This is a genomic window from Lentzea flava (genome assembly GCF_014648475.1).
Lineage (GTDB): Bacteria > Actinomycetota > Actinomycetes > Mycobacteriales > Pseudonocardiaceae > Lentzea > Lentzea flava.
Window position 1 is genome coordinate 1 of the sequence record NZ_BMRE01000055.1, and the last position, 22,328, is coordinate 22,328.

General features: G+C 67.7%; 24 protein-coding genes. 13 read left to right on the plus strand and 11 right to left on the minus strand.

The features are described 5' to 3' along the window. Nucleotides 1-172: 172 nt before the first annotated feature. Nucleotides 173-919, minus strand: a complete 747-nt coding sequence (locus IEZ09_RS38125) for a (2Fe-2S)-binding protein (protein WP_229813322.1) — start codon at nt 917-919, stop codon at nt 173-175. 369 nt (nt 920-1,288) lie between these two features. Here IEZ09_RS38125 and IEZ09_RS38130 point away from each other — a divergent pair, with 369 nt between their 5' ends. From IEZ09_RS38130 to IEZ09_RS38155, 6 genes are all read left to right on the plus strand, one after another. Further along, complete coding sequence (locus IEZ09_RS38130) at nt 1,289-3,850, plus strand: ATP-dependent Clp protease ATP-binding subunit (RefSeq protein ID WP_189258710.1); 2,562 nt, start codon at nt 1,289-1,291, stop codon at nt 3,848-3,850. Between the two features lie 121 nt (nt 3,851-3,971). Continuing rightward, entirely contained in the window at nt 3,972-4,508 is a 537-nt protein-coding gene (locus IEZ09_RS38135) for a hypothetical protein (RefSeq protein ID WP_189258711.1), read from the plus strand. A gap of 132 nt (nt 4,509-4,640) precedes the next feature. Beyond that, the gene (locus IEZ09_RS38140; RefSeq protein WP_189258712.1) at nt 4,641-5,282 is read left to right on the plus strand and encodes a YbaB/EbfC family nucleoid-associated protein; all 642 of its coding nucleotides are present in this window, start codon (nt 4,641-4,643) and stop codon (nt 5,280-5,282) included. Further along, a complete protein-coding gene (locus IEZ09_RS38145) occupies nt 5,279-5,599 on the plus strand; it encodes a WXG100 family type VII secretion target (protein WP_189258713.1) in 321 nt (106 codons plus the stop codon). Before IEZ09_RS38140 ends, IEZ09_RS38145 begins: the two co-directional genes overlap by 4 nt. A gap of 8 nt (nt 5,600-5,607) precedes the next feature. Continuing rightward, nucleotides 5,608-6,732, plus strand: a complete 1,125-nt coding sequence (locus IEZ09_RS38150; RefSeq protein WP_189258714.1) for a WXG100 family type VII secretion target — start codon at nt 5,608-5,610, stop codon at nt 6,730-6,732. Between the two features lie 2 nt (nt 6,733-6,734). Beyond that, the gene (locus tag IEZ09_RS38155) at nt 6,735-7,493 is read left to right on the plus strand and encodes a hypothetical protein (RefSeq protein WP_189258715.1); all 759 of its coding nucleotides are present in this window, start codon (nt 6,735-6,737) and stop codon (nt 7,491-7,493) included. 28 nt (nt 7,494-7,521) lie between these two features. Here the strand turns inward: IEZ09_RS38155 and IEZ09_RS38160 are convergent, their stop codons facing one another. Beyond that, on the minus strand, nt 7,522-8,151 hold the full coding sequence (locus tag IEZ09_RS38160) for a DUF6928 family protein (protein WP_189258716.1): 630 nt from the start codon (nt 8,149-8,151) through the stop codon (nt 7,522-7,524). A 72-nt stretch (nt 8,152-8,223) separates the two neighbouring features. Between IEZ09_RS38160 and IEZ09_RS38165 the strand changes: the two genes are divergently transcribed. Together IEZ09_RS38165 and IEZ09_RS38170 are read left to right on the plus strand one after the other, a co-directional pair. Next, nucleotides 8,224-9,243, plus strand: a complete 1,020-nt coding sequence (locus IEZ09_RS38165) for an endonuclease/exonuclease/phosphatase family protein (protein ID WP_229813323.1) — start codon at nt 8,224-8,226, stop codon at nt 9,241-9,243. Nucleotides 9,244-9,266: 23 nt separating this feature from the next. Next, the gene (locus tag IEZ09_RS38170; protein WP_189258718.1) at nt 9,267-10,352 is read left to right on the plus strand and encodes a hypothetical protein; all 1,086 of its coding nucleotides are present in this window, start codon (nt 9,267-9,269) and stop codon (nt 10,350-10,352) included. On the opposite strand, the gene IEZ09_RS38175 is transcribed toward IEZ09_RS38170, so the two are convergent. Genes IEZ09_RS38175 through IEZ09_RS38185 form a run of 3 tightly spaced genes read right to left on the minus strand, consistent with a single transcriptional unit; the run spans nt 10,312 to nt 12,897 of the window. Beyond that, the gene (locus IEZ09_RS38175; RefSeq protein WP_189258761.1) at nt 10,312-11,118 is read right to left on the minus strand and encodes an SIR2 family NAD-dependent protein deacylase; all 807 of its coding nucleotides are present in this window, start codon (nt 11,116-11,118) and stop codon (nt 10,312-10,314) included. The two genes, IEZ09_RS38170 and IEZ09_RS38175, sit on opposite strands and share 41 nt — an antisense overlap. Then, nucleotides 11,118-11,429 carry an antibiotic biosynthesis monooxygenase family protein gene (locus IEZ09_RS38180; RefSeq protein ID WP_189258719.1) on the minus strand — a complete coding sequence of 104 codons (312 nt, stop codon included), beginning with the start codon at nt 11,427-11,429 and terminating at the stop codon, nt 11,118-11,120. Before IEZ09_RS38180 ends, IEZ09_RS38175 begins: the two co-directional genes overlap by 1 nt. A gap of 10 nt (nt 11,430-11,439) precedes the next feature. Then, a complete protein-coding gene (locus tag IEZ09_RS38185) occupies nt 11,440-12,897 on the minus strand; it encodes a M1 family metallopeptidase (protein ID WP_189258720.1) in 1,458 nt (485 codons plus the stop codon). Nucleotides 12,898-12,912: 15 nt separating this feature from the next. Between IEZ09_RS38185 and IEZ09_RS38190 the strand changes: the two genes are divergently transcribed. Beyond that, a complete protein-coding gene (locus IEZ09_RS38190; RefSeq protein ID WP_189258721.1) occupies nt 12,913-13,659 on the plus strand; it encodes an alpha/beta fold hydrolase in 747 nt (248 codons plus the stop codon). Here IEZ09_RS38190 and IEZ09_RS38195 read toward each other — a convergent pair. Genes IEZ09_RS38195 through IEZ09_RS38205 form a run of 3 tightly spaced genes read right to left on the minus strand, consistent with a single transcriptional unit; the run spans nt 13,608 to nt 15,522 of the window. Further along, nucleotides 13,608-14,117, minus strand: coding sequence for a 2'-5' RNA ligase family protein (locus IEZ09_RS38195; protein ID WP_189258722.1), 510 nt, complete (start codon nt 14,115-14,117; stop codon nt 13,608-13,610). The genes IEZ09_RS38190 and IEZ09_RS38195 overlap by 52 nt on opposite strands. Beyond that, nucleotides 14,117-14,986, minus strand: coding sequence for an HhH-GPD family protein (locus IEZ09_RS38200; protein WP_189258723.1), 870 nt, complete (start codon nt 14,984-14,986; stop codon nt 14,117-14,119). Before IEZ09_RS38200 ends, IEZ09_RS38195 begins: the two co-directional genes overlap by 1 nt. 23 nt (nt 14,987-15,009) lie before the next feature. Beyond that, nucleotides 15,010-15,522, minus strand: coding sequence for a beta-class carbonic anhydrase (locus tag IEZ09_RS38205; RefSeq protein ID WP_189258724.1), 513 nt, complete (start codon nt 15,520-15,522; stop codon nt 15,010-15,012). 151 nt (nt 15,523-15,673) lie between these two features. On the opposite strand from IEZ09_RS38205, the gene IEZ09_RS38210 reads away from it, so the two are divergent. After that, nucleotides 15,674-16,342, plus strand: a complete 669-nt coding sequence (locus IEZ09_RS38210; RefSeq protein WP_189258725.1) for a hypothetical protein — start codon at nt 15,674-15,676, stop codon at nt 16,340-16,342. Here the strand turns inward: IEZ09_RS38210 and IEZ09_RS38215 are convergent, their stop codons facing one another. Beyond that, a complete protein-coding gene (locus IEZ09_RS38215; RefSeq protein ID WP_189258726.1) occupies nt 16,343-17,446 on the minus strand; it encodes a LacI family DNA-binding transcriptional regulator in 1,104 nt (367 codons plus the stop codon). Nucleotides 17,447-17,570: 124 nt separating this feature from the next. After that, nucleotides 17,571-18,608, minus strand: a complete 1,038-nt coding sequence (locus IEZ09_RS38220) for a LacI family DNA-binding transcriptional regulator (RefSeq protein ID WP_189258727.1) — start codon at nt 18,606-18,608, stop codon at nt 17,571-17,573. A 221-nt stretch (nt 18,609-18,829) separates the two neighbouring features. Here IEZ09_RS38220 and IEZ09_RS38225 point away from each other — a divergent pair, with 221 nt between their 5' ends. From IEZ09_RS38225 to IEZ09_RS38235, 3 genes are all read left to right on the plus strand, one after another. Continuing rightward, nucleotides 18,830-20,086 (plus strand): extracellular solute-binding protein, encoded by a 1,257-nt coding sequence (locus tag IEZ09_RS38225; RefSeq protein ID WP_189258728.1) that lies wholly within the window; start codon nt 18,830-18,832, stop codon nt 20,084-20,086. Nucleotides 20,087-20,147: 61 nt separating this feature from the next. Then, a complete protein-coding gene (locus IEZ09_RS38230) occupies nt 20,148-21,065 on the plus strand; it encodes a carbohydrate ABC transporter permease (RefSeq protein WP_370467784.1) in 918 nt (305 codons plus the stop codon). Beyond that, on the plus strand, nt 21,065-21,961 hold the full coding sequence (locus IEZ09_RS38235) for a sugar ABC transporter permease (RefSeq protein WP_189258729.1): 897 nt from the start codon (nt 21,065-21,067) through the stop codon (nt 21,959-21,961). The genes IEZ09_RS38230 and IEZ09_RS38235 overlap by 1 nt, the downstream gene beginning before the upstream one ends. Here IEZ09_RS38235 and IEZ09_RS38240 read toward each other — a convergent pair. Continuing rightward, nucleotides 21,958-22,314, minus strand: a complete 357-nt coding sequence (locus tag IEZ09_RS38240; protein ID WP_189258730.1) for a winged helix-turn-helix transcriptional regulator — start codon at nt 22,312-22,314, stop codon at nt 21,958-21,960. The two genes, IEZ09_RS38235 and IEZ09_RS38240, sit on opposite strands and share 4 nt — an antisense overlap. Between the last annotated feature and the right edge of the window lie 14 nt (nt 22,315-22,328).

Below are 22,328 nucleotides of genomic sequence, written 5' to 3' on the forward strand. Positions count from 1 at the left end.
CACAACAACCGAGACAAACCTGCGACAGATCACCCGAGACACGACAGACGAAAAGCGTGCCCGCTTGACACCCCTCCCTGGGCGCGGCAGACGATCAGGCACGACTCGTGACGGGACCCACCCCACCAGCCCGGCATGCCAAGGACTGCTCGGGTTCCACCTTCGCTCGGGCTCAGGAGCAGGTGCGCGGGCAGGCCGTGCAGGGCTCGGCCTCGGGGAGCACGTAGTGGAAACAGCAGCTGTTGCGCTTGCGCTTCCAGCCCTCGCCGGTCAGGTGCAGGGTCGAAGCGGAGACGAAGGGCTCGAGCTTCTCCGGCAGGATCAGCGCCGCGTCCGTCACGCCGCCGTTCTCGTCGCCGCAGACGCGGCCGGCTGCCCAGGCGCCGTACTCCAGCATGTCGGTGGCGGCGGCCCAGAGGGTGCGGCGGCCGAAGCGGACCACCTGGCCGAAGGAGGCCACGAACTGGGCGGCGTGGGCCGCGTAGCGGGCGCGCAGCAAGGCGGCCAGGGCTGCCTCGTTGGCCACCACGGTGGCTGCCGGGTGGTTGGAGGCCGGGTCGTCCGGGAGGCAGGCGAACTCGTCGCACAGGACGGAGATGCCGTCCGGGTGGGGGCGGCCCTCGGTGTTGGTGCGGAAGGCGATGTCGCTGGGCTTCAGGGTCGGGACGCGGCGGGCCGTGTGGAAGAGGAGGCCCGCGATGGTGCCCGGGATGTGCAGGTACCAGCCCATGATGTAGCCGGCGGTGGCGCGGTCGTCGGACTCGCCGTACTGCTCGACCATCCACTCGGCCAGGTCCTTGCGCCACAGGTCGAAGCGCGCGGGCTCGGCCAGCAGGTCGGAGCAGATCGTCCAGTCCGCGGGAGGGGCGCCGAACCTGATTTCGGAGGTGGCGTCCAGACGGGCGATGGATTCGGCCAAGGGCGTGAGCGCGCGCGGGTTCTGTCGTGAGACCCTCGCAGGTACGGTCAACGCGCAAGTCCTATCTCATGTGTATGAGGCTTGCCTAACCTTACCCAAGATGCCCGTTTTTCGCGCCCCGGGGTGGGCCCGGTCACAGGAGTATCGCCCAGCGGTCGGTTGTTCGCGCTCAGCGGACATCGCCCGATCTGTGGAATCCGTTGCTCCCGACCTGCGTTGATGCTGGCGTCAGGGTTTCCGGGACGCCACTGTCCCCTGACGGGAACCACAGGCCTCGGTACCGCCCACTACAGTGGAGCCACGGTGCCGCGCTCACCAGGGTAGATCGGTGGAGCCGAGGACCGCCGACGCAGCAGTCAGGGAGTGCGAATGTTCGAAAGGTTCACCGACCGCGCGAGGCGGGTGGTTGTCCTTGCCCAAGAAGAGGCACGGATGCTCAACCACAACTACATCGGCACCGAGCACATCCTCCTGGGTCTGATCCACGAGGGTGAAGGTGTCGCCGCCAAGGCGCTCGAGTCGTTGGGGATCGCGCTGGAGGGCGTCCGCCAGCAGGTCGAAGAGATCATCGGCCAGGGCCAGCAGGCTCCGAGTGGACACATCCCCTTCACCCCGCGCGCCAAGAAGGTGCTGGAGCTGTCTCTGCGCGAGGCGCTGCAGCTCGGCCACAACTACATCGGCACCGAGCACATCCTGCTCGGCCTGATTCGCGAGGGCGAAGGCGTTGCTGCGCAGGTCCTCGTGAAGCTCGGCGCCGACCTCAACAGGGTGCGCCAGCAGGTGCTGCAGCTGCTGTCCGGCTACTCGACGGAGAAGGGCGCGTCGGAGTCGACCGGTCGCGGCGAGGGCACCCCGTCGTCGTCCCTGGTCCTCGACCAGTTCGGGCGCAACCTCACGGCTTCGGCCCGTGAGGGGAAGCTCGACCCGGTGATCGGGCGCACCAAGGAGATCGAGCGGGTCATGCAGGTGCTGTCCCGCCGCACCAAGAACAACCCGGTCCTCATCGGCGAGCCCGGTGTCGGCAAGACCGCCGTCGTCGAGGGGCTGGCGCAGATGGTCGTCAAGGGCGAGGTGCCCGAGACGCTCAAGGACAAGCAGCTCTACACGCTCGACCTCGGCTCGCTGGTCGCGGGCTCGCGCTACCGCGGTGACTTCGAAGAGCGCCTGAAGAAGGTCCTCAAGGAGATCCGCACGCGCGGCGACATCATCCTGTTCATCGACGAGATCCACACGCTCGTCGGTGCGGGTGCCGCCGAGGGCGCGATCGACGCCGCGTCGATCCTCAAGCCGATGCTGGCTCGCGGTGAGCTGCAGACGATCGGTGCGACCACGCTCGACGAGTACCGCAAGCACGTCGAGAAGGACCCCGCGCTGGAGCGCCGCTTCCAGCCGATCCAGGTGGGCGAGCCGTCGCTCGAGCACACCATCGAGATCCTCAAGGGCCTGCGCGACCGGTACGAGGCGCACCACCGCGTCTCGATCACCGACTCCGCGCTCGTCGCCGCCGCCACGCTGGCCGACCGGTACATCAACGACCGGTTCCTGCCGGACAAGGCGATCGACCTCATCGACGAGGCGGGCGCTCGCATGCGCATCCGCCGGATGACCGCGCCGCCGGACCTGCGCGAGTTCGACGAGAAGATCGCCGACGTCCGTCGCGACAAGGAGTCCGCGATCGACGCGCAGGACTTCGAGCGCGCGGCCAAGCTGCGTGACGCGGAGAAGCAGCTCCTGGGCCAGAAGGCCGAGCGGGAGAAGCAGTGGAAGGACGGTGACCTGGACGTCGTCGCTGAGGTCGACGACGAGCAGATCGCCGAGGTCCTCGCCAACTGGACCGGCATCCCGGTGTTCAAGCTCACCGAGGAGGAGACCACGCGTCTGCTCCGCATGGAGGACGAGCTGCACAAGCGGATCATCGGCCAGGTCGACGCGGTCAAGGCCGTGTCGCAGGCGATCCGCCGCACCCGCGCCGGTCTGAAGGACCCGAAGCGTCCGTCGGGCTCGTTCATCTTCGCCGGCCCGTCCGGTGTCGGTAAGACCGAGCTCTCGAAGGCGCTGGCGAACTTCCTGTTCGGCGAGGACGACGCGCTCATCCAGATCGACATGGGCGAGTTCCACGACCGCTACACCGCGTCGCGGCTCTTCGGTGCCCCTCCCGGCTACGTCGGCTACGAAGAGGGCGGCCAGCTCACCGAGAAGGTGCGCCGCAAGCCGTTCTCCGTCGTGCTCTTCGACGAGATCGAGAAGGCCCACCAGGAGGTCTACAACACGCTGCTCCAGGTGCTGGAGGACGGCCGCCTGACCGACGGTCAGGGCCGGACGGTGGACTTCAAGAACACCGTCATCATCTTCACGTCGAACCTGGGCACGTCCGACATCAGCAAGGCCGTCGGCCTCGGCTTCACCTCGGGTCAGGACACCGCGTCCAACTACGAGCGCATGAAGAACAAGGTCAACGACGAGCTGAAGAAGCACTTCCGCCCCGAGTTCCTCAACCGCATCGACGACATCATCGTCTTCCACCAGCTGACTCAGGACGAGATCATCAAGATGGTGGACCTGATGATCGCCCGCGTCGAGACCCAGTTGAAGAACAAGGACATGGCCCTCGAGCTGACCGACAGGGCGAAGGCCCTGCTGGCCAAGCGCGGCTTCGACCCGGTGCTGGGCGCCCGCCCGCTGCGCCGCACGATCCAGCGCGAGATCGAGGACCAGCTGTCGGAGAAGATCCTGTTCGGCGAACTCCAGCCGGGCCAGATCATCATCACCGACGTCGAGGGCTGGGACGGCGTGTCCGACGAGCACGACAAGGCGCGCTTCGTCTTCCGCGGCGAGGCCAAGCCGAACCGCGTGCCGGACGCCCCGCCGGTCGACCTGGCGACCCCCGCGGCCACCGAGCCGCAGGACGCGCCGGCGACCGAGACCGAGTGATCTAGCAGCAAACGAGAACGGCTCCCAGGCTCCCCGCCCGGGAGCCGTTCTCGTCTCCGCTCAACAATCAGGCCTCGCGGCACCTTGAAGAGACGACACGTGCTCGCAGGAGGGGGCCGCGATGGAAATCCTGCTGACGATCCTGCTGCAGCCGCACGTGATGGTCCTCATCGCCATCGTCGTCGTCTTCTACGCGCTGCTCCCCGAACGCCGCGCCCGTGCCCGCGCCAAGGCGATCGCCGAGCAGTCCCCAGCCCTGACCGAGCTCGCCGCAGAGCTCGGCGGCACCCTCTCCGGCCCCGGCATGGCGGCCGCGTGGTCCCCGCGCCTCCAGCACTCGAAGTACCGGGCCGAGCTGACGCTCGACTTCCAGCGCGGCCCCTGGCACGTCCACGTGACCGAAGCCTGCAACCCGAGACCGGTGATGAGCGACAACGTCGTGCTGCACCAGCACTGGATCGAGGTCGCGACGATGCCGCTGCCGAAGCGCACGGTCAAGCTGGAGTTCTTCGAACTGTCCTTTGAGGACGGGTTCGTGCACGTCGTCGGTCAGGGCCAGGTCCGGTCGGACGAACTCGTCTTCCTCGTCGACATGATCCTGGAGACCCTCGACCTCATGCCGGGCGTCGAGCCGCGGGATCCCACCGCGGTCGTCTGAGGATCACGTCACTCCGACGGGTCGATTTGCCCGTTTCGCCGCACGACAAGTCCTTCACTGTCAGTATGGACCTGCTCACGCAGAATCAACGCCGCAGCTCCAGCTCGCGGCGAGGCGGAGGAGGTCCCGGCCGTGTCGGCGGAGTTCGACCAGCTCGTAGCCCAGTTCGAGCGGTTCCAGGCACAGATGCACCGAGTTGACGAGCAGTTCGCCAACATCGGCGAGATGCAGCAGCAACTGACCGAAATGGAGGCAGTCGCCACCTCGGCCGACCGCGCCGTGACGGTGGTGGCAGGCCCGTCCGGATCCATCAAGGACATCAGGCTCACCGACCAGGCCATGCGCCGCCCGCCGCACGCCTTGGCCGCCGAGCTGATGTCCACGTTGCAGAAGGCTGTCGCTGAGGCCGCTCGTCGCCAGGCGAGCATTGTGGAGGGTGCGCTGGGCGACGACATGCACCTCAAGGACCAGGTGCTGGAGACGCAGGCCCAGCTGTTCGGCATGACTCCCGCTGAGCTGCGCGCCGCCACGGCAGACGAGGCCGCACCGCCTGTTGCTCCGCAGCCTCAGCAGGTTCCACCTCCCGCTTCGGCCACGCCGGTCCGGCCACCAGCGCCACCGCGCAGGCCGGCTCCGGAGTCCGTTGAGGACTTCTCGGACCGGAATGTGCTGCGCGACGACTCCTGGGACACGCGCTCGACCCAAGCGGGCCAGCCGCTCAAACAGGACGATCGATTCCTGAACCTCTACGACGACGAGGACGGCGGCCGATGAGCGGATTCGACGTCAACCCGGACGAGCTCACGCAGTTCGCGGGCATGCTCGACGCACAGCGCGACACCGCGGCGGCGATTGCCGGCCTCGTCGGCAAGGCCGATGTGGGGAACAAGTCGTGGGGCGTGGTCGGAATTTTCGTGAAGAGCAGCTACACGGAAAAGCTGAATGAGCTCAAAGAGCTCTTCACCGACCTGCAGAACGGACTGCAGTCCGGAGCGGAGAAGTTCCGCGGCACCGCCCAGGGTTACCGGGAGCAGGAGGAGGCGTTGAAGGCCATCTTCAACGGCATCCAGGTAGAAATCGACAGGAAGTAGGCGTCCCCGTGGCTGAGGAGAAGACCAAGGCCGGCGGTGTCGAGATCACCGTCGGTGAGAAGACGGTCGGCAGGAAGATGGCGGAGGCGACTCCGTTCGTCGGCGGAGTGCTGAAGTCGATCGAGGCGCAGTCGAAGTTCAGCGACGGCAAGGACAGTTCCGAGACGATCGCCTTGGCGTCCGAGGGCAGCGCGTTGATCGGATCACTCGGCACGTCCGCGTACGGCATCGCAACGGATCCGCTGGGCTGGCTGGTCGGGCAGGGACTGAACTTCCTGATCAGCGTAGTCCAGCCGCTGGAGGACGCGATCCACTTCTGCAGTGGTGACGGTCCTGCGCTGCAGCAGGCAGCGGAGAACTTCAGCAACATCGCCAAGGGCGTTGCCGACCTGCGCAAGCAGTTCGACGCGGACCTCGCGAGCGCCGTGCAGACCTGGGGTGGTCAAACGTCCGAAGTGGCGGCCACCAAGCTCGGCGAGTTCGCCAACGGCATCGACGGCGTTGCCGGTCAGGCAGGCGAGCTGGCCCAGATGCTGCAGATCTCCAGCATGATCATGACGATCATCGAGGACTTCATCAAGGCGATCCTGACCGAGCTCATCACCTGGCTCATCATGATCTGGATCCCCGCGCTCGCGGCCGCCGTGCCGAGCTTCGGGGCATCGACTGCCGCCGCGGGTGCGGCAACCGGTGTGCGCGTCGCATCCACTGCGAGCCGGGTGTCGCGCATCGTGGCCAGGCTGAAGCAGTTCCTGAGCAAGATCATGGAGTTCCTGCGCAACCTGGGCGGCCGGATCAAGAACGTGCGGGACGCCTTCCAGCGGTCGATGGTCAACAAGCAGGTCAGCAGCCACTTCGCGGACATCGCCAAGGACCTCGGCAACAAGTCGCCGGTGGTCAAGGTGATGAGCAAGGAGGGACTGATCGGCGAACGGGTCCAGCGGGGTTTCCTGGGTTCCATGGGCAAGGCGGCGGTGGACGCCGGGCGAGCGCAGGTCGGTGTCGGTTCGGGTGGCAACGCCGGCATCGACAAGCCGTTGCGGAACATCGGCAACGTCCAGAAAGGTGACGAGTACGACGACACCGGCAAGGACCACGAGAAGCAACGCATCGAGGGATACCTGGACATCTGAGCATGAACAGCGAGTTCTACCTGCGGCTCGGTCTCTTCGGTCTCTGCGTCGGTGTGCTGGTCGGTCTCGTGTTGTGGCTGGTGTGGCGCAAGAACCGCAAGGCGGAGCGCGAACGTCTCGACGAGTTGACCGCGTTCGCGGAGAGCCTTGGCGGGACGGTGACGTATCGGCGCGCTGGAGCCCGCCCCTGGTCCGCCGACCTCACCCGAGCGATGGCGGACGAGCACGGCACGTTCTTGAAATGGCTGGGAAGGCAGTCGGAGCCGCGCTTCGACCACGTGCTGGACTTCCGGCGGGGCCGGTGGCAGGTCCGGGTGAGCGAGGCGTCGATGGAGAAAGCGACCTCCACGAGCACCAGGACGGCTCAGGAGGTCAGGATCGAGGTCGCGACGGCGGACCTGGTGCCGCTGAAGATCGTTCGACGCAGGCACTCCGGTTCGGCCGCGCAGGAGCGGAACTGGGCCGGTGAGATGCCGGTGACGGTGGCGCGCGACGACGATCCGCTGTGGATGGAGCTGAAACTGCCGGCGTTCGTCGACCACGAGTTCGTCGCCTTCACCAGCGACCTGCCCGAAGCAGCCGGCGTGCTGAACCACCAGTTCCTCGAACTGCTCCTCGACGAGATGCAGTTGCGGAACCTCACCTTCGAGTCAGGAATCGCGTACACCGTGATGGACGGTCCGATCCTCCCCGGGGTCGTTCTGCAGACCGTTGACTCGATGACCGCTCTGCTCGACCGAGTTCCTGGTGCCCAGCGCTGACATGGAGATCGGGTGAAGGTCGTGTGAGTCAGCGCGGCGTCACGGCGTAGCCGGCCAGCACGATCTCCTCCAGGTTCGGGTCGTCGTCGAGGTAGAGACCCTCGTAGTTGAAGCCGAACAACGAGCGCAGCGCTTCCTCCGCCAGGTCGAGCGGGTGGAAGCGGAACGGGTAGTCGTCGCCGTCCAGGCTCGCCAGGAACTCCGGGTCGCCCGCCAGGTACTTCTCCTCGAACGGCAGTGGTGTGCCGATGTCCTCGATGACGCCGCTGTCGGGGGCGAGGCTGAACGCGCGGCGCACGGTGCCGTCGGGCTCCCAGATCGCGTAGGCGAAGAAGTCGACGACGCTGTGCATCGCGTGCAGGTAGAGGGTGCGGCCGGCGGCCTCGCGGACGAAGCGCGGGTCCAGGTCGGTCGGGGCGTCGTTCGCGGCGTCTCTGGTGCAGACGATGGACAGGCCTGGGAAGACGCCGGCGTAGACCTCGCCTGCGGGTGGGTTGGCCACGTCAAGGCAGCCGTCCGGGATCGGGCGGAGGTTGTGCGACGGGTAGAGGCGCTGCATCAGCGCTGTGGTGGCCTCGCGGTCGATCTTCGGTGACGAGCGCAGGACCTTGCTGACGTCGTCGGATGCGTAGAAGAGCATCCAGTCTTTGGCTCCCATGAGGTCAGCATGGCGGTGGGGTCTGACAATTTCGGCGGGCAACTCGGAGGCGCTGCCGGCCGTCCTTCAGCTGTGAAGACCACACCGGAGACTGACGCGTACTCGGGCACGCTGCACGACGTGGTCACCACCGAGGTGAAGCCGCACAGGAGCGGGTTCGCCACGTTCTTGCTGGTCCTCTGCGCGATCGCGTTCGTCGCGGCCGCGCTGGTCAGGCTGCTCGGCATCGACGGCACGCGGTACATGATCGCCACGACGTCGTTGATGCCCTACCTCACCGTGGTGGGGCTGCTGATCGGGTTGGGCGCGTTGTTCCGCAGGCGGTGGGCCGTCGGGCTGACGATGACCCTGGTGGGGATCGTGCTGGTGGCCAACGTGGCGCCGCGGGCGTTTCCCGACTCGCGGCCCAACGGGGTGGGGCAGCAGGTCAGGGTGATGACCTCGAACCTGCTCACCGGGATCGCGGACGCCCAGTTCATCGTCAGGGAGGTCAAGGCTCGCGGTGTCGACATCCTGGCGATGCAGGAGCTGACGCCCGACATGGTGCGCGACCTCGAACGGGCCGGGCTCGACCAGGTGCTGCCGAACCGGGTCTTCCTCGACGAGCCGGGTGGGTCGGGTAGTGGCATCGCCTCGAAGTTCCCGCTCACGCGACGGGATCTCACGCCGCCCAGCACGTTGCAGCAGGCGGCCGCGGTGGTCGACCTGCCGGGGCAGAACATCGAGGTCGTGTCGGTGCACCCGTTGCCGCCGGTCGTGACCGAGGGGCCGGAGGCGTGGCAGCGCGAGCTCGCCGGGTTGCCCAGTCCGGACTCGACTGGCGCGATCCGGGTGCTCGCGGGCGACTTCAACGCGACGCTCGACCACGTCGGCATCACGCGGCTGCTCAACAAGGGGTACGTGGACGCCGCTGACCAGGTCGGCAAGGGGCTGATCCACACCTGGCCGAGCAACAGCGGGGTGTGGCCGCCGCCGGTCACGATCGACCACGTGCTGGTCGACTCGAAATGCCCGGTGGACACGGTGGACGTGTTCGACGTGCCCGGCAGCGATCACAGGGCTGTCGTCGCGCAGTTCGTCGTACCCCGGTAGCTGGTTCCTGCTAGACAGGTCACATGAAGATCCTCGCCGTTGCGGCCTTGCTGGGGGGCATGCTTTCGCCCGCTCAGGCCGAGGAACCCACCACCATCTGTCCACCGCCGCCAGAGCCTCAGGACATGCGCAACGAGGCCTATTACCAGTTCGTCATGACGTACAAGTCCGAGTGCGCCGAACACACGAACTGGGGGACCTACTACCCGGACCTGACCATCTCCTCCGACCAGGTGTCCGTGACGGCGTCGACGGCACTCGCCGGTGCCATCGCCTCGGTCAGGTACGGCGGCAAGGAGTACATCGGCAGCGGCGGGCACGGTGCCGCGTTCCAGTGGGCCGTGCGGCCGTTCGTCCGGCCGATCGGCGCGCCTGACACGGTGCAGCCCAGGGCGACCGAGTGCTACAACCCGACGCAGGCCGGCTCGCAGAAGGACGACGACAAGAAGGAGCCGCCCTACCACTCGTGGTCCACCAGCGCGTTGTCGCAGTTCGAGAAGGTCGGCGGCGACCGCTATCTCGCGGCCAGCAGGCTCGCGATGTACGTGCCGATTCCGCAGCAGACCAAGCTGCCCGACGACAACTGCAAGGCGACCGACTACCAGCCGAACCAGAGCCCGATGAGCCTCGGCCTTTCGCACTACTGGCTCAACCCGGACGTCAGCGTGTCCGGCAACGTCATCCAGCTCCGCGCCGGGCTGCACGTCGAGGACGCCGAACCCGCCGCGAACGTCGGCGAGGTCCACAGCACGATCGTCGCCTACACCCAGCGCGACTTCACCAAGGAGTACGCGTACCTCAGCGGGCAGCTCGTGCCGTTCGACGCCACGCGGTGGGACCACAAGAAGAGCCCGTCGCTGCGCTGCACCGAGGACGGCACGCACTGCCTGGGCATGTATCTGCCGAACAGCCAGACGCGCGAGGACGCGTACGTCTACCTGGAGAGCAGGGCGCCGGACGAGTACACGGCCTGGGGCGGCTCGTACACCATCGAGGCGACGTTCGTGAGCAGGAACTCCCGGCACGTCGACCTGCAGGCGTACGCGGTCGTCGGTGACAGGCGGAAGGTCACCGAGACGTTCGATCGACTGAGCTCGCCAGCGCGGTGAGTGCTTCGAGGGCGTTCGACGGCAACGAGACGCCCCGGCCGTGCCTGACCTCCGGTTCGCGCGGATTGATCCTGATCAGCGCACCGGAGGCCGCGCTCGCCAGCTCTGCCTGACGGCGCACGGTCGGCACCGCGGTGCCGGCACCGATCTCGATCACGACCAGGTTCCTGACCGAACGCCGCCACGACGTCAGCGCGTCGAGCTGGGCCTGGCTGCGGTGCGGCACCCAGGCCCAGTCGCCGAACATCAGGATGTTGGGCCGCGCCAGGCCACCGCACGACGGGCACGACGGCAACGGGCCCACCGCGCGCATCGTCGAGGGATCCACCTCGACGTCGAACGTGCACTCCCAGATCTCGTCGGTGCACGGTTCCACGCACTGGACGTGGTGGATCGAACCGTGGACCTCGGCGACGTCCGTGAAGCCCGCCTTCTGGAACTGGCCGTCCACATTGGACGTGAAGACGCGGGCGCCCCACGACCGGAGGATCTCGAAACCCTCGTGCGGCACGGTCGCGCGGTACAGGCCGAGCCGGTGGCCGTAGAAACCCCACGCCAGCGCGGGATCGTCGGCGAAGTGCACCGGGTCGGCGATCTCCTCGAACTTCAGCCCGAGGCGCTGGTACGGCGGGTAGGCACGCCAGAAGCCCTCGGTGCCGCGGAAGTCCGGCAGACCCGAGTCGACGCCGATGCCTGCACCGGCGCAGACGAGCACCGCGTCCGCGCAGGAGATCAGCTCGGCGGCCCGGTCGTAGGCCTGGTCGATCACTGCTTGGGCTTGCTCCCCAGCACGACCTCGAACTCCAGCAGGTCGGCGCCGGTCGACACGGGCTTCGCGCGCTCACCCGAGTGCGCGGCCTGGCCCGCCTGGCCGTCGCGCCACGCGGCGAAGGCCTCGTCGGTCTCCCAGTGCGTCACGACGAAGTAGCGGTCCTCGCCCGCGACCGGGCGCAGGAGCTCGAAGCCGAGGAAGCCCGGCTGGTCGTCGACCGCGCCGAGGCGGGCGGCGAAGCGCTTCTCGAGCTCGGGGCCTGCGCCCTCGGGGACCTTGATCGCGTTGATCTTCACGACTGCCATGACACCGACTCTAGCGGCGCACACCGACAGGCAGCAGGTACTGATCTTCCGGAATGCCCGATCCGCGGAACCAGGCCTGGAAGAACCCGTCCAGCTGCTGTCGGGAGGCCTCCTCGAAGTGCTTCTCGAACTCCGGCCAGGACGCGTTGCCGTCGCGGTGCTTGGCCGTCCACGACTGCAGGGCCTTGAAGAACACGTCGTCCCCGACCTGCTTGCGCAGCGCGTGCATCGCCATGATGCCCTTGTCGTAGACGCCCCTGAACTCGTTGCCCTTGCCCATGTCGTAGAGCTTCGGAGCCCAGAACGAGCTGCGCGAACGCAGTTCCTCGACGCGGCCGCGGTAGCGCTCGTCGAGGTCGGTGCCGTTCTTCTCCAGCCACAGCCACTGCGCGTAGGACGCCAGGCACTCGTTCAGGCAGATGTCCGCCCAGTTCGAGATCGTCACCGAGTCGCCGAACCACTGGTGGGCGTTCTCGTGCACCACCACCTCCAGGTCCGCCCACGACGCGTAGATCGGCCTGGTCTGGGTCTCCAGCGAGAAGCCGATCTGGTCGGCCACCCAGATGCTGCCCGCCGCGCGCTGCGGGTACGGGCCGAACTTCGTCTCCAGGAACGACAGCACCTCGGGCAGCTCCGCCTGGATCGGCTTCTTCTGCGCGGACGTGCCGGGGGCGTACGCGTCGAGCACCGGTGTGCCGTTGGGGAGCTTGGAGCGGACGACCTCGAACTTGTCGATGGCCACGGTGATCAGGTAGGTCGCGAGCGGGGTCTCCTCGGACCAGTTGAACGTCGTCCAGCCGCTATCCCGCGTCACGGGGCCTTCGAGGCCGTTCGAGACCGCCGTCCAGCCGTCGGGGACGCGTGCCGACAGCTTCAGCGCCGCCTTGTCGCGCGGGGTGTCGTTGGCCGGGAACCACGACGTCGCGGAGTGCGGCTGACCTGCGGCGAACGCGCCACCCGTCGACGAGATCTGCCAGCCGCTGCGGCCCAGCGAGGCGCTTTCGACGGTCTTGGGCTCGCCGCCGTAGGTGACCACGGCGGTGAACGGCTTGCCCTTGGCGAGGGGAGACGCGGGCGTGATGACCAGCTCGTGTTCGTCCTCCTGCGCGAACTTCGCCGGCTTGTCGCCCACCTGCACGTCGCTGACCTGCAGGCCCTCCAGATCGAGGTTGAACCGCGACAGGTCGCTCACCGCGGTCGCGTTGATCTTCGCGACACCCTTCAGCTGCTTCGACTGCGGGTCGTAGGTGATCGCCAGGTCGTAGAGCGCGACGTCGTAGCCGCTGTTGCCGTCCAGCGGGTAGTACGCGTCGCCCGCACCCGCGCCGGCCTCCACGGCCGCCTGCGGTGACGGCTCCTGGCGCTGCTGCTGCTGCGCGGGGTCGCTGCCCGGCGTGCGGAACACGACCAGCAGACCCGCGACGAGCACGAGCAACACCAGGGCGATCAGGTACGGGCGGGCCTTCATGCGTTAATCATCCCTGTGTCGGTGGTGGAGTTCGGCGGAACGGGTCAAGGCGTACTGCTCCTGCACGGCCTGATGAGCAGGGCAACTGCGTGGTGGCCGGTCGCGCAGTGGCTCAAACCTTTCGGCCGTGTCGTCGGCATCGACCAACGCGGGCACGGCCGCAACCCGCAGCGGGGACCGTTTCGCACCGAGGACTTCGTCGCCGACGCCGCGAAGGCGATCGAGGACCTCGGCCTCGGACCCGCTGTGGTGATCGGGCACTCCATGGGCGGGCTGCACGCGTGGTGTCTCGCGGCGACCCGCCCCGACCTGGTGCGCGCGATTGTGGTCGAGGACTTCGCCCCGGACAACAGGGGCAGGACCGTCGACGAGTGGAAGTGGTTCTTCGACGCCTGGCCGGTGCCGTTCCAGTCGCTCGCGCACGTGACGTCGTTCTTCGGTGCGCCGGTGTTCGCCGAGTACTTCGAGGAACGCGAGGACGGCTGGCACCTGATCGCGTCGATGGACGACCTCTACGAGATCGCCGCCGAGTGGGGCACGCGCGCGTACTGGGAGTCCATCGACGAGGTGAAGTGCCCGTCACTGGTCATCGAGGCGGGTCAGGGCGGTCAGCTGCCGAACCAGATGGAGGAGGCCGCGCGCAGGTCGGGCGGCCAGTACCTGCACGTGCCGGAGGCCGGTCACCTCGTGCACGCCACCGCCCCGTGGGTCTACCGGGGTGCCGTGGAGGCCTTCTTGAGCACGTCGATCTCGCCGGTCTGAGTGTCGACGATCGAGACCTCGCGGACCTTCGCGCGGATCGGCTCGACCGGGAAGACCTCGGCGAACGCCTTCTTCATCGCGTCGTCGTCGATGCCGGCGGCGAGCGTGCAGTGCGGCACCCAGTTGCCGGGCAGGTAGTACGCGCTGGGGTTCTTCACGTGACCGGCCAGCACGTCGTGGATCGCGGAGTGCACGGCGAGCAGCTCGGCGTCGACCACCGCGGCGAGCATCAGCACGTTCTCGACCGTGGAGAACGTGCTGAGGGTGTGCAGCCAGAGGTCCGGCATCCAGAGCCGTTCCAGGTCCTCGCGCAGCTCCTTGCGGACCTTGGGGCCGATGGTGCTCGCGATGGCGTACGTGAGGTGCGGCGGGTAGTCGTGACGAGCGCCGATCCGCCGCCACAGGTCGCGGACCTGCTTGTCCGCCTCGTCGTCGAAGAACGCCACCAGCGCGTGCATCAGTGCTCTCCCGGTAGCGCGAACAGGCCGTCCCGCGTCTGCTCGACCAAACCGTCGTCGAGCAGTGAGACCAGGCACTTCTCTCGTTGGGTGATGTCGTGCCAGACGATGTCCAGCTGCGCCTTGGGCACCGGGCCGGGTGCGCCGCGCAGCACGTCCAGCAGCTTGCCCCGCACCTGCCGATCGGTGCCCGCGAACTGCTGCACCTTCTTCGCCGGTCCCGCATAGGCAGGACGGCCAGCGAGCTGCCACGCGCATTCGCTGTACAGCGGGCAGTCGGCACACTTCTGGTTCTTCGCCGTGCAGATCAACGCGCCGAGCTCCATCAACGCCGCCGAGAACACCGCGGCGTCCTCCCGCGACGAAGGCAGAATCACCTCGACGTCACGGAGATCGCGCTTGGTCGACGGCGGACCGGCATCACCAGCGCCGTGCACCGCGCGCGCAACGACGCGTCGGACGTTCGTGTCGACGACAGCGCACTTCTGCCCGTACGCGAACGTGGCCACCGCACGGGCCGTGTAGCTGCCGATGCCCGGCAACGACTCCAGCGTCTCCACGTCCGACGGCACCACATCACCGTGATCGCGCGCGATGACCGTGGCGGCCTCGTGCAGCCGCAGAGCGCGCCGGGGATAGCCGAGCTTGCCCCACATGCGCAGCACTTCACCCTGGGACGCGGCGGCCATCGCGCTGGGAACGGGCCAGCGCGACAGCCACTCGTGCCAGATCGGTTCGACGCGCGACACCGGCGTCTGCTGCAGCATGATCTCGCTGACCAGCACGCCCCACGCAGTGCAGTCCGGACGGCGCCACGGAAGGTCGCGCGCGGCGGTGTCCCACCAGCCCAGCAGCAACTCGTGATTCATCGTGCGCCATTGTGGCGCAACGGTCACGCGGCCTTGGTGTCGACCGCGTCGACCTCGCGCAGCTCACCCGTGTGCACGTCGTACACGAACCCGCGGATCTTGTCCGTGTGCGGGATGAACGGGCTGCGGCGCAGGCGCGCCATCGAGCCGCGGACGCTCTGCTCGACCACCTTGAACGCCTCGACGGCCCAGGTCGGACGCAGACCGGTGTCGGCCTCCAGCTCGTCCTTGAACTCGTCCTCGGTCACCATCTCGAGGCCGCAGTTCGTGTGGTGCACGAGCAGAACCTCGCGCGTGCCGAGCTTGCGCTGGCTCAGCGCGAGCGAGCGGATCATGTCGTCGGTGACGACCCCGCCCGCGTTGCGCAGCACGTGCGCCTCACCCTGCTTCAACCCGAAGATCTCGAACACCCGGATGCGGGAGTCCATGCAGGTCAGAATCGCCACCTGCAGCGACGGCTTCGCGGAGGAACGGTCTCCGGGAACCACGTTTCCGAGCTCGTAGTTCCGCTTGAGCAGTTCGTCGATCGCGGTCATGACACCCTCCATGGCCTACCGGCGGACCTCGCGTTGATTGGAACCGGTGTTAGCGCCCGTTCACAAGGGGTTTCCGGTCAATATCACGTTCAACCGATCGAGCGACGCTCACCTACCACGTGATTCCACCTGGCCCGGTTACCTTCTGGCCGTGATCGAGCCCACAGGACCGCTGCCGTCCACGGTGTACTGGCGCCGCCGCATCGCCGCGATCGGCGCCGCGCTCGTCACACTGCTGCTCGTGATCTGGATCGTCGGGCTCTTCGGGTCCGACGACCAGCCGGCCGTGCCGACCAACGCGGCCGCCGCGTCGTCCTCCAACCCGCCGCCGAGCATGTCCGAGACCGCGGTCCCGTCGTCCTCGTCGACGACTCCGCCGCCCTCTCCGACGCAGACGACGCCTCCGCCTCCGCCGCCGGGGCCGCCGCAGCCCTGCGCCGACGACGTGATCGCGGTCGTGGCGAAGGCCAACAAGCCCTTCTACACCATCGGTGACCAGCCAGAACTGTCCATGGACGTGGTCAACAACGGTCCGGTGCCGTGCATCAAGGACATCGGACGCCAGCACCGCGAGCTGACCGTCCTGACCGCCGACGGCGCGACGGTGCTGTGGTCCAGCAACCACTGCCTGTCGACGGCGGGCTCCGAGGTGCGGGTGATGCAGCCCAAGGAGCTCTTCAACTACGGCACGAAGTGGGCGGGCTCGACCTCGAAGCCGGGGTGCGGCGCGCACACGCGGGTCGGGCCCGGCGACTACCTGCTGGTGGCGAAGCTGGCCGGGAAGGCCAGCTCACCCGTTGTCTTCAGGCTCGAGTGGTGATCACGGGCCGAACCAGCGCTCCTCGGCACCACCGCGCGGCGCCGCCGACGTCTTGCCGATGATCAGCTCGGTGGCGAGGTTGACCGACCGCGGCCGTGACCGCTCGTTCGAGTCGAGCAGCAGCTTGCCCGCCGCGCGGCCCTTCTCCAGCACCGGCTGACGCACCGTCGTGAGCCCGGCGGCCTCCGCCTCGCGGATGCCGTCGAAGCCGGTCACCGTCAGGTCGTGCGGCACGCGCAGGCCGCGGCGCGCCGCCTCGGTCATCGCGCCGAGCGCCAGCACGTCCGAGGTGCAGACCAACGCGGTGATCTGCGGGTCCTTGTCGAGCACCTGGGCGGCGCCGGAGGCGCCGGAGGCCATGTTGTGGTCGAAGCGCTCGACGACGGGCACCTGCGACCAGTCGACGCCGGCCTCGCTGAACGCCTCGGCCAGGCCGGACAGGCGGTTGCGCTGCACGTGGAAGTGCGCTGCGTGCTGGCGCTCCGCGGTCACGAAGCCGTCGTTGCGGTCGCGCGCGAGGCGCATGCAGACGACGCCGACGCGGCGGTGGCCCAGCGAGATCAGGTGCTTCGCGAGCTCGTACATCGCGCCGCGGTCGTCGATGCCGACCCTGTCGACGGTGCCGAGGTCGGGCTGGTCGCAGACGACGGTGGGAACGGGACGCTCCAGCACCGCGGCGAGGTGCGGGTCGTCGTCCGGCACCGAGTAGACGACGAAGCCGTCGACACCCGCGCGGTGGACGGACGCGACGTCCTCGCGCTCGGGGTTGGCGGGCACCAGCAGCAGACCCGTGCCGGCGTCCTCGCACGCCAGCGCGAGGCCTTCGAGGAAACCGATCGCGGCAGGGTCGCGGAACGCGTAGGAGAGGTTCTCGGTGAGCAGCAGGCCCACCGCACCTGCCTTGCGCGTGCGCAACGAGCGCGCCACAGGATCCGGGCCGGGATAACCCAGCCTTCGGGCCGTGTCCAACACCCGCCGCCTCAGCTCGGGGGAGAGCTGGTCGGGACGGTTGTACGCGTTGGACACCGTTGTCCGGGAAACGCCCAGCTCAGCGGCCAGAGAGGCCAGCGTCGCAGGACGTCGCACATGCATCGACCGCGCCATGAAGTGACCGTAACGGTTCAGAACCAATTCGTGAAGCGAGGGTGACCTGTGTCCCTCAAATGACGCATCAGTGCTGGTTGACCCATCTGCCTTGTTCAGAAGTTGGTCCAGACCAATGGGCGTCTTATTTCGGCGGGGCAGTGGACTCCCGCACGACGAGTCGCGGCCGGAAGACGCGGGTGTAGTTGTCCCTGTCCTGCCTGCGGCGATCCGGGTCCAGGCGCAGCACGAGCTCGTCGATGGCGGCTGCCGCCATCTCCTCGATGGGCTGCGCGAGCGTCGTCAAAGCGGGCGACGAGTAGGCGGCCAGCGGGATGTCGTCGAACCCGACGACCGAGAGGTTCTCCGGAACCGAAATCCCTCGTTGGTGTGCCTCGCGCATGACGCCGAGCGCCATGTGGTCGGACGAACAGATCACCGCCGTCGGGGCCACGGTGTCGAGCAGCTTCGCCACCGCCACACCGCCGCCTTCCGCGCTGAACGGCGCGTGCGCGACGTACTCGGAGCCCGCGGGCAGGTGGTTCTCCTCCAGGGCGGCGGCCCACCCCGCGCGCTTCAGGCGTGAGGGGAGGGATCGCGCAGGACCCGAGACGAACCCGATCCGCTCGTGGCCCAGCTCGATCAGGTGCTTGGTGGCCATGTAGCCCGCGAGCTGCTCGTCCACCGTCACGTCGGGCACGTCCAGCGCCGGCGTGGCACCGTTCAGGAAGACCATGTGGACGCCGTCCGCCACGAGCTTCGCGTAGTAGCTCGGGCGCGGCGCCTGACCGAGCGGCACCTCGACGTTGGTGATCTCCGGTGACACGAACACCATGCCCTCGACCCCGCGGGCCAGGAGCATCCGGACGTACTCCTCCTCACCCATCGGGGCACCGCTGCGGGTGTTGCACAGCAGCGACGAGTAGCCGAGGCGCGCCGCCCGCGTCTCCAGGGCCTCGGCGAACGCCGGGAAGACCGGGTTCGAGAGCTCCGGCACGAGCAGACCGATCACGCCGGTGCGTTGCAGCGCACCGAGTCCGCGCGGGGTGTAGGGCATCTCCGCGAGCACCGACAGCACTCGCTGCCGGGTCTCCTCGTTGACGCCGGCCCGGCGGTTCAGCACGCGGCTCACCGTCGAGATGGACACCCCGGCTGCCCTGGCGATCTCGGACAGTCCGGACACGTTGCCTCCTGATCGACCTCGGTTGCGGGCAAGCCTGCCGCGTTCAGAAAAATTTTGCAACGAGCGTTTGCAAGACAGTGCCGTTACGGCTTGGTTACGGTCGACGTCTTGACCTGACCATGGTTCTGGTAGTGAAATCGCCCGCAACATTCTCGCAAAACCTTGCAAGACCCTCATCTCGCCGGGAGATGAGGCCCCAGCTGGAGGGAACGGCAGCAACGATGCGACGGACAACCCTCGTGACCGCCATGGCGACGGGTGTCGCCCTCGTGCTCACCGCCTGTGGTGGCGGTGGATCGAGCAGCAGCGGATCCGACTCGGGCGAAGTGACCTTCTGGGACACCAGTGGCCCCAACGAAGGCCCCGTGTTCAAGAAGATCGCGGAGGACTGCGCCACCAAGGGCGGCTACAAGGTCAAGGTCGAGACGCAGGCGTTCGACACGGCGCTCGCGAACTACAAGACCGCCGCGCAGGGTGGCCAGGGCCCGGACGTCTTCCGCGCCGAGGTCGCGTGGGTGCCGCAGCTCGCCAAGCTGGGCTACGTCGCCGACCTGTCCGACACCGACCTGGCGAAGGACACCTCCGACTTCCTCGACGCGCCGCTCGGCTCGACGAAGTTCGAGGGCAAGACGTACGCCGTGCCGCAGGTGACCGACTCGCTGGCGCTGCTCTACAACAAGAAGAAGCTCGCCGACGCGGGTGTCGAGCCGCCGAAGACGTGGGACGAGCTCAAGGCCGCCGCCGCCAAGCTGGGCGGTGAGAAGTCGTTCTTCCTCAACAACGACGCGTACTACGCGCTGCCGTTCATCTACGGCGAGGGCGGTGACCTGGTCGACGCCTCGGCGAAGAAGATCGTGGTCAACTCCGACAAGAACGTGAAGGCGCTGCAGACCGCCAAGGGCCTGCTCGACGCCAAGGCCGCGTTCACCTCGCTCGACGCCGGCAACTCCTACACCACGATGCAGGCCGCGTTCTCCAGCGGTGACGCGGCGATGGTGATCAACGGTCCGTGGGCCGTCGCCGACTACCTCAAGGGCACCGCGTTCACCGACAAGGCGAACCTGGGCATCGCGCCGGTCCCCGGCCCGTCCGCCGGCAAGGGCAGCGCGCCCGTCGGTGGTCACGACTACGTGATCCGTCAGGGCACCAAGGCGAAGCAGTCGTCGGTCAAGTTCATCCAGTGCATGGCTTCGGTCGAGTCGCAGGCCTCGATCGCCAAGGAGCTCGGCCTGCTGCCGACCCGCAAGTCGGCCTACCAGAACGCCGACGTCAAGGCCAACGCGATCGTCGCCGCGTTCGAGCCGGTCACGAAGGTCGCGCACGAGCGGGCCTGGATCCCCGAGGGTGGCCAGCTGTTCGACCCGCTGAAGGTCGCCTACGCCGACGTGCTCGCCGGAAAGAAGGAGCCGAAGGCGGCGCTGGACGAGGTCGCCAAGGCGTACAAGGAGCAGGTCGTCACCGAGTACTCGATCGGCTGATTGGTGTTGAACGGCCGGGGTTTTCCGCCCCGGCCGTTCGCCTGACGTTCGGAGGAGATCGGTGCGTCGGTTCCTGGACCGGTACTGGTACGCGTATGCGATGGTGCTGCCGGTCGTGGTGGTCATCGCGGTGTTGGTGCTCTACCCGCTCGCCCAGGGCGTGTTCTTCACCTTCACGAACATCAACGAGGGCAACATCGCCAATCCGGTCCTCGACCGGCCCGCGTCCTACGACGTGGTGGGCTTCAAGAACTACCTGAACGTCCTGTCCGGCGGCGACTCGTACGGCGCGTTCTGGGGCACGCTGGTCCGCACGCTGATCTGGACCTTCGCCTGCGTGTTCTTCCACTACACCATCGGGCTCGGCCTGGCCCTGCTGCTCAACCGGCAGGTGCGCGGCCGCTCGTTCTACCGGGTGCTGCTGATCCTGCCGTGGGCGGTGCCCGCGTTCATCAGCGCGTTCGCGTGGAAGTACATGTTCAACGCGCAGTACGGGATCATCAACCAGGTCCTGCGCTCCGTCGGCCTCCCGGACCCGGTGTGGCTCGGCCAGAACAACTGGGCGCTGGTGTCCGTGATCATCGTGAACGTGTGGCTGGGCGTGCCGTTCATGATGGTCGCGCTGCTCGGTGGCCTGCAGTCGATTCCCGGCGACCTCTACGAGGCGGCCGAGATGGACGGTGCCACACCGTGGCAGCGCTTCCGGCACGTCACGCTGCCCGGCCTGCGTTCGGTGTCGTCCACCGTGATCCTGCTCGGCATCATCTGGACGTTCAACATGTTCCCGGTGATCTACCTGGTCGCGGGCCCGAACCCGAACGCCAGGATCCTGGTGACGTACGCGTTCGAGCGCTTCTTCTCCGGTGCGTCCCGCGACTACGCGATCGCGTCGACCTACGGCGTGCTGATCCTTTCGGTGTTGTTGGTGTTCGCCGCGGCATATCGGCGGGCGCTGCGCAAGCAGGGCGAGGTGTGGTGATGACGCTCGATGCTTCGTCTCTGAAGGTCGTCCAGGCCACCGACCGCAGGTTGCGCAGGGCGGAACGGTCCAAGGGCGCGTCGGTGCTGCTGCACGCCGCCCTGATCGTCGCCTCGGTCATCGCGGTGTTCCCGATCTTCTGGGTGTTCGTCACCTCGCTGAAGCCGGACGCCCGCGCGGTCGAGCCGACGCCGAAGCTGTGGAACGAGTCCTCTTTGGACAACTACACCCGCGTGCTCGCCGGCGAGAAGGGCGACTTCCTCGCCTGGTTCGGCAACTCCGTGCTGATCGCGTTGATGACGACCGTGCTCGGCGTGTTCATCTCGGCCACCGCGGGCTACGCGGCCTCGCGGTTCCGGTTCCCCGGCAAGCGCGGGCTGATGATGTCGTTCCTGCTGGTGCAGATGTTCCCGTTCGCGGTGCTGATCGTGCCGCTGTACAACATCCTGATCGCGTTGGGGCTCAACGGAACTTCCATCGGCCTCGTGCTGGTCTACTGCACGACCGCGGTTCCGTTCTGCACCTACATGCTCAAGGGCTACTTCGACACGGTGCCCGCGGACATCGACGAGGCCGGTCGCGTGGACGGGCTGTCGCCGTTCGGCGTGTTCTGGCGGCTGATCCTCCCGCTGGCCAAGCCGGGTCTCGCGGTCACGTCGTTCTACGCGTTCCTGACCGCGTGGGGTGAGGTGGCGTTCGCGTCGGCGTTCCTGTCCGCCGCGGACGAGTCGAAGACGCTGGCCGTGGGTCTGCAGGTGTTCGTGCAGCAGAACCGGACCGAGTGGGGGCACCTCGCCGCCGCGTCGATCCTGGTCGCGATTCCCGCGATCATCGTGTTCTACCTGGTGCAGCGCTTCCTGGTGACCGGCCTCGCGTCCGGTGCCGTGAAGGGCTAGTTGTTCTCGTCGTAGCGCGACCTGGCCTCGTCGACCTGGGCCAGGTTGCGCTTCGACCAGTCGGCGAGGTTGTGGAAGATCGGCGCGAGACTGCGCCCGAGCTCGCTGATCTCGTACTCCACCCGTGGCGGAACCTCCGGGTGGTAGGTCCTCGTGACCAGGCCGTCCCTCTCGAGCTGCCGCAGCCGCTGCGTGAGGACCTTCGGCGTGATCGTGCCGATCCGCCGTTCCAGCTCCACGAACCGCTGGCGGCCGTACTCGTTCAACGTCCACAGGATCGGCGTCGTCCACCGGCTGAAGACCAGGTCGACGACCGGCGCGATGGGGCAGGCCAGCTCGGGCACCGTCTCCATGGGTAGTCACTTTC

What these genes read in the sequence shown, in the direction of transcription:
- IEZ09_RS38130 (WP_189258710.1), top strand. Translation starts at nt 1,289, where the DNA reads ATGTTCGAAAGGTTCACCGACCGCGCGAGGCGGGTGGTTGTCCTTGCC.
- IEZ09_RS38135 (WP_189258711.1), top strand. Translation starts at nt 3,972, where the DNA reads ATGGAAATCCTGCTGACGATCCTGCTGCAGCCGCACGTGATGGTCCTC.
- IEZ09_RS38145 (WP_189258713.1), top strand. Translation starts at nt 5,279, where the DNA reads ATGAGCGGATTCGACGTCAACCCGGACGAGCTCACGCAGTTCGCGGGC.
- IEZ09_RS38155 (WP_189258715.1), top strand. Translation starts at nt 6,735, where the DNA reads ATGAACAGCGAGTTCTACCTGCGGCTCGGTCTCTTCGGTCTCTGCGTC.
- IEZ09_RS38160 (WP_189258716.1), bottom strand. Translation starts at nt 8,151, where the DNA reads ATGGGAGCCAAAGACTGGATGCTCTTCTACGCATCCGACGACGTCAGC.
- IEZ09_RS38170 (WP_189258718.1), top strand. Translation starts at nt 9,267, where the DNA reads ATGAAGATCCTCGCCGTTGCGGCCTTGCTGGGGGGCATGCTTTCGCCC.
- IEZ09_RS38180 (WP_189258719.1), bottom strand. Translation starts at nt 11,429, where the DNA reads ATGGCAGTCGTGAAGATCAACGCGATCAAGGTCCCCGAGGGCGCAGGC.
- IEZ09_RS38185 (WP_189258720.1), bottom strand. Translation starts at nt 12,897, where the DNA reads ATGAAGGCCCGCCCGTACCTGATCGCCCTGGTGTTGCTCGTGCTCGTC.
- IEZ09_RS38195 (WP_189258722.1), bottom strand. Translation starts at nt 14,117, where the DNA reads ATGCACGCGCTGGTGGCGTTCTTCGACGACGAGGCGGACAAGCAGGTC.
- IEZ09_RS38200 (WP_189258723.1), bottom strand. Translation starts at nt 14,986, where the DNA reads ATGAATCACGAGTTGCTGCTGGGCTGGTGGGACACCGCCGCGCGCGAC.
- IEZ09_RS38205 (WP_189258724.1), bottom strand. Translation starts at nt 15,522, where the DNA reads ATGACCGCGATCGACGAACTGCTCAAGCGGAACTACGAGCTCGGAAAC.
- IEZ09_RS38215 (WP_189258726.1), bottom strand. Translation starts at nt 17,446, where the DNA reads ATGGCGCGGTCGATGCATGTGCGACGTCCTGCGACGCTGGCCTCTCTG.
- IEZ09_RS38225 (WP_189258728.1), top strand. Translation starts at nt 18,830, where the DNA reads ATGCGACGGACAACCCTCGTGACCGCCATGGCGACGGGTGTCGCCCTC.
- IEZ09_RS38235 (WP_189258729.1), top strand. Translation starts at nt 21,065, where the DNA reads ATGACGCTCGATGCTTCGTCTCTGAAGGTCGTCCAGGCCACCGACCGC.
- IEZ09_RS38240 (WP_189258730.1), bottom strand. Translation starts at nt 22,314, where the DNA reads ATGGAGACGGTGCCCGAGCTGGCCTGCCCCATCGCGCCGGTCGTCGAC.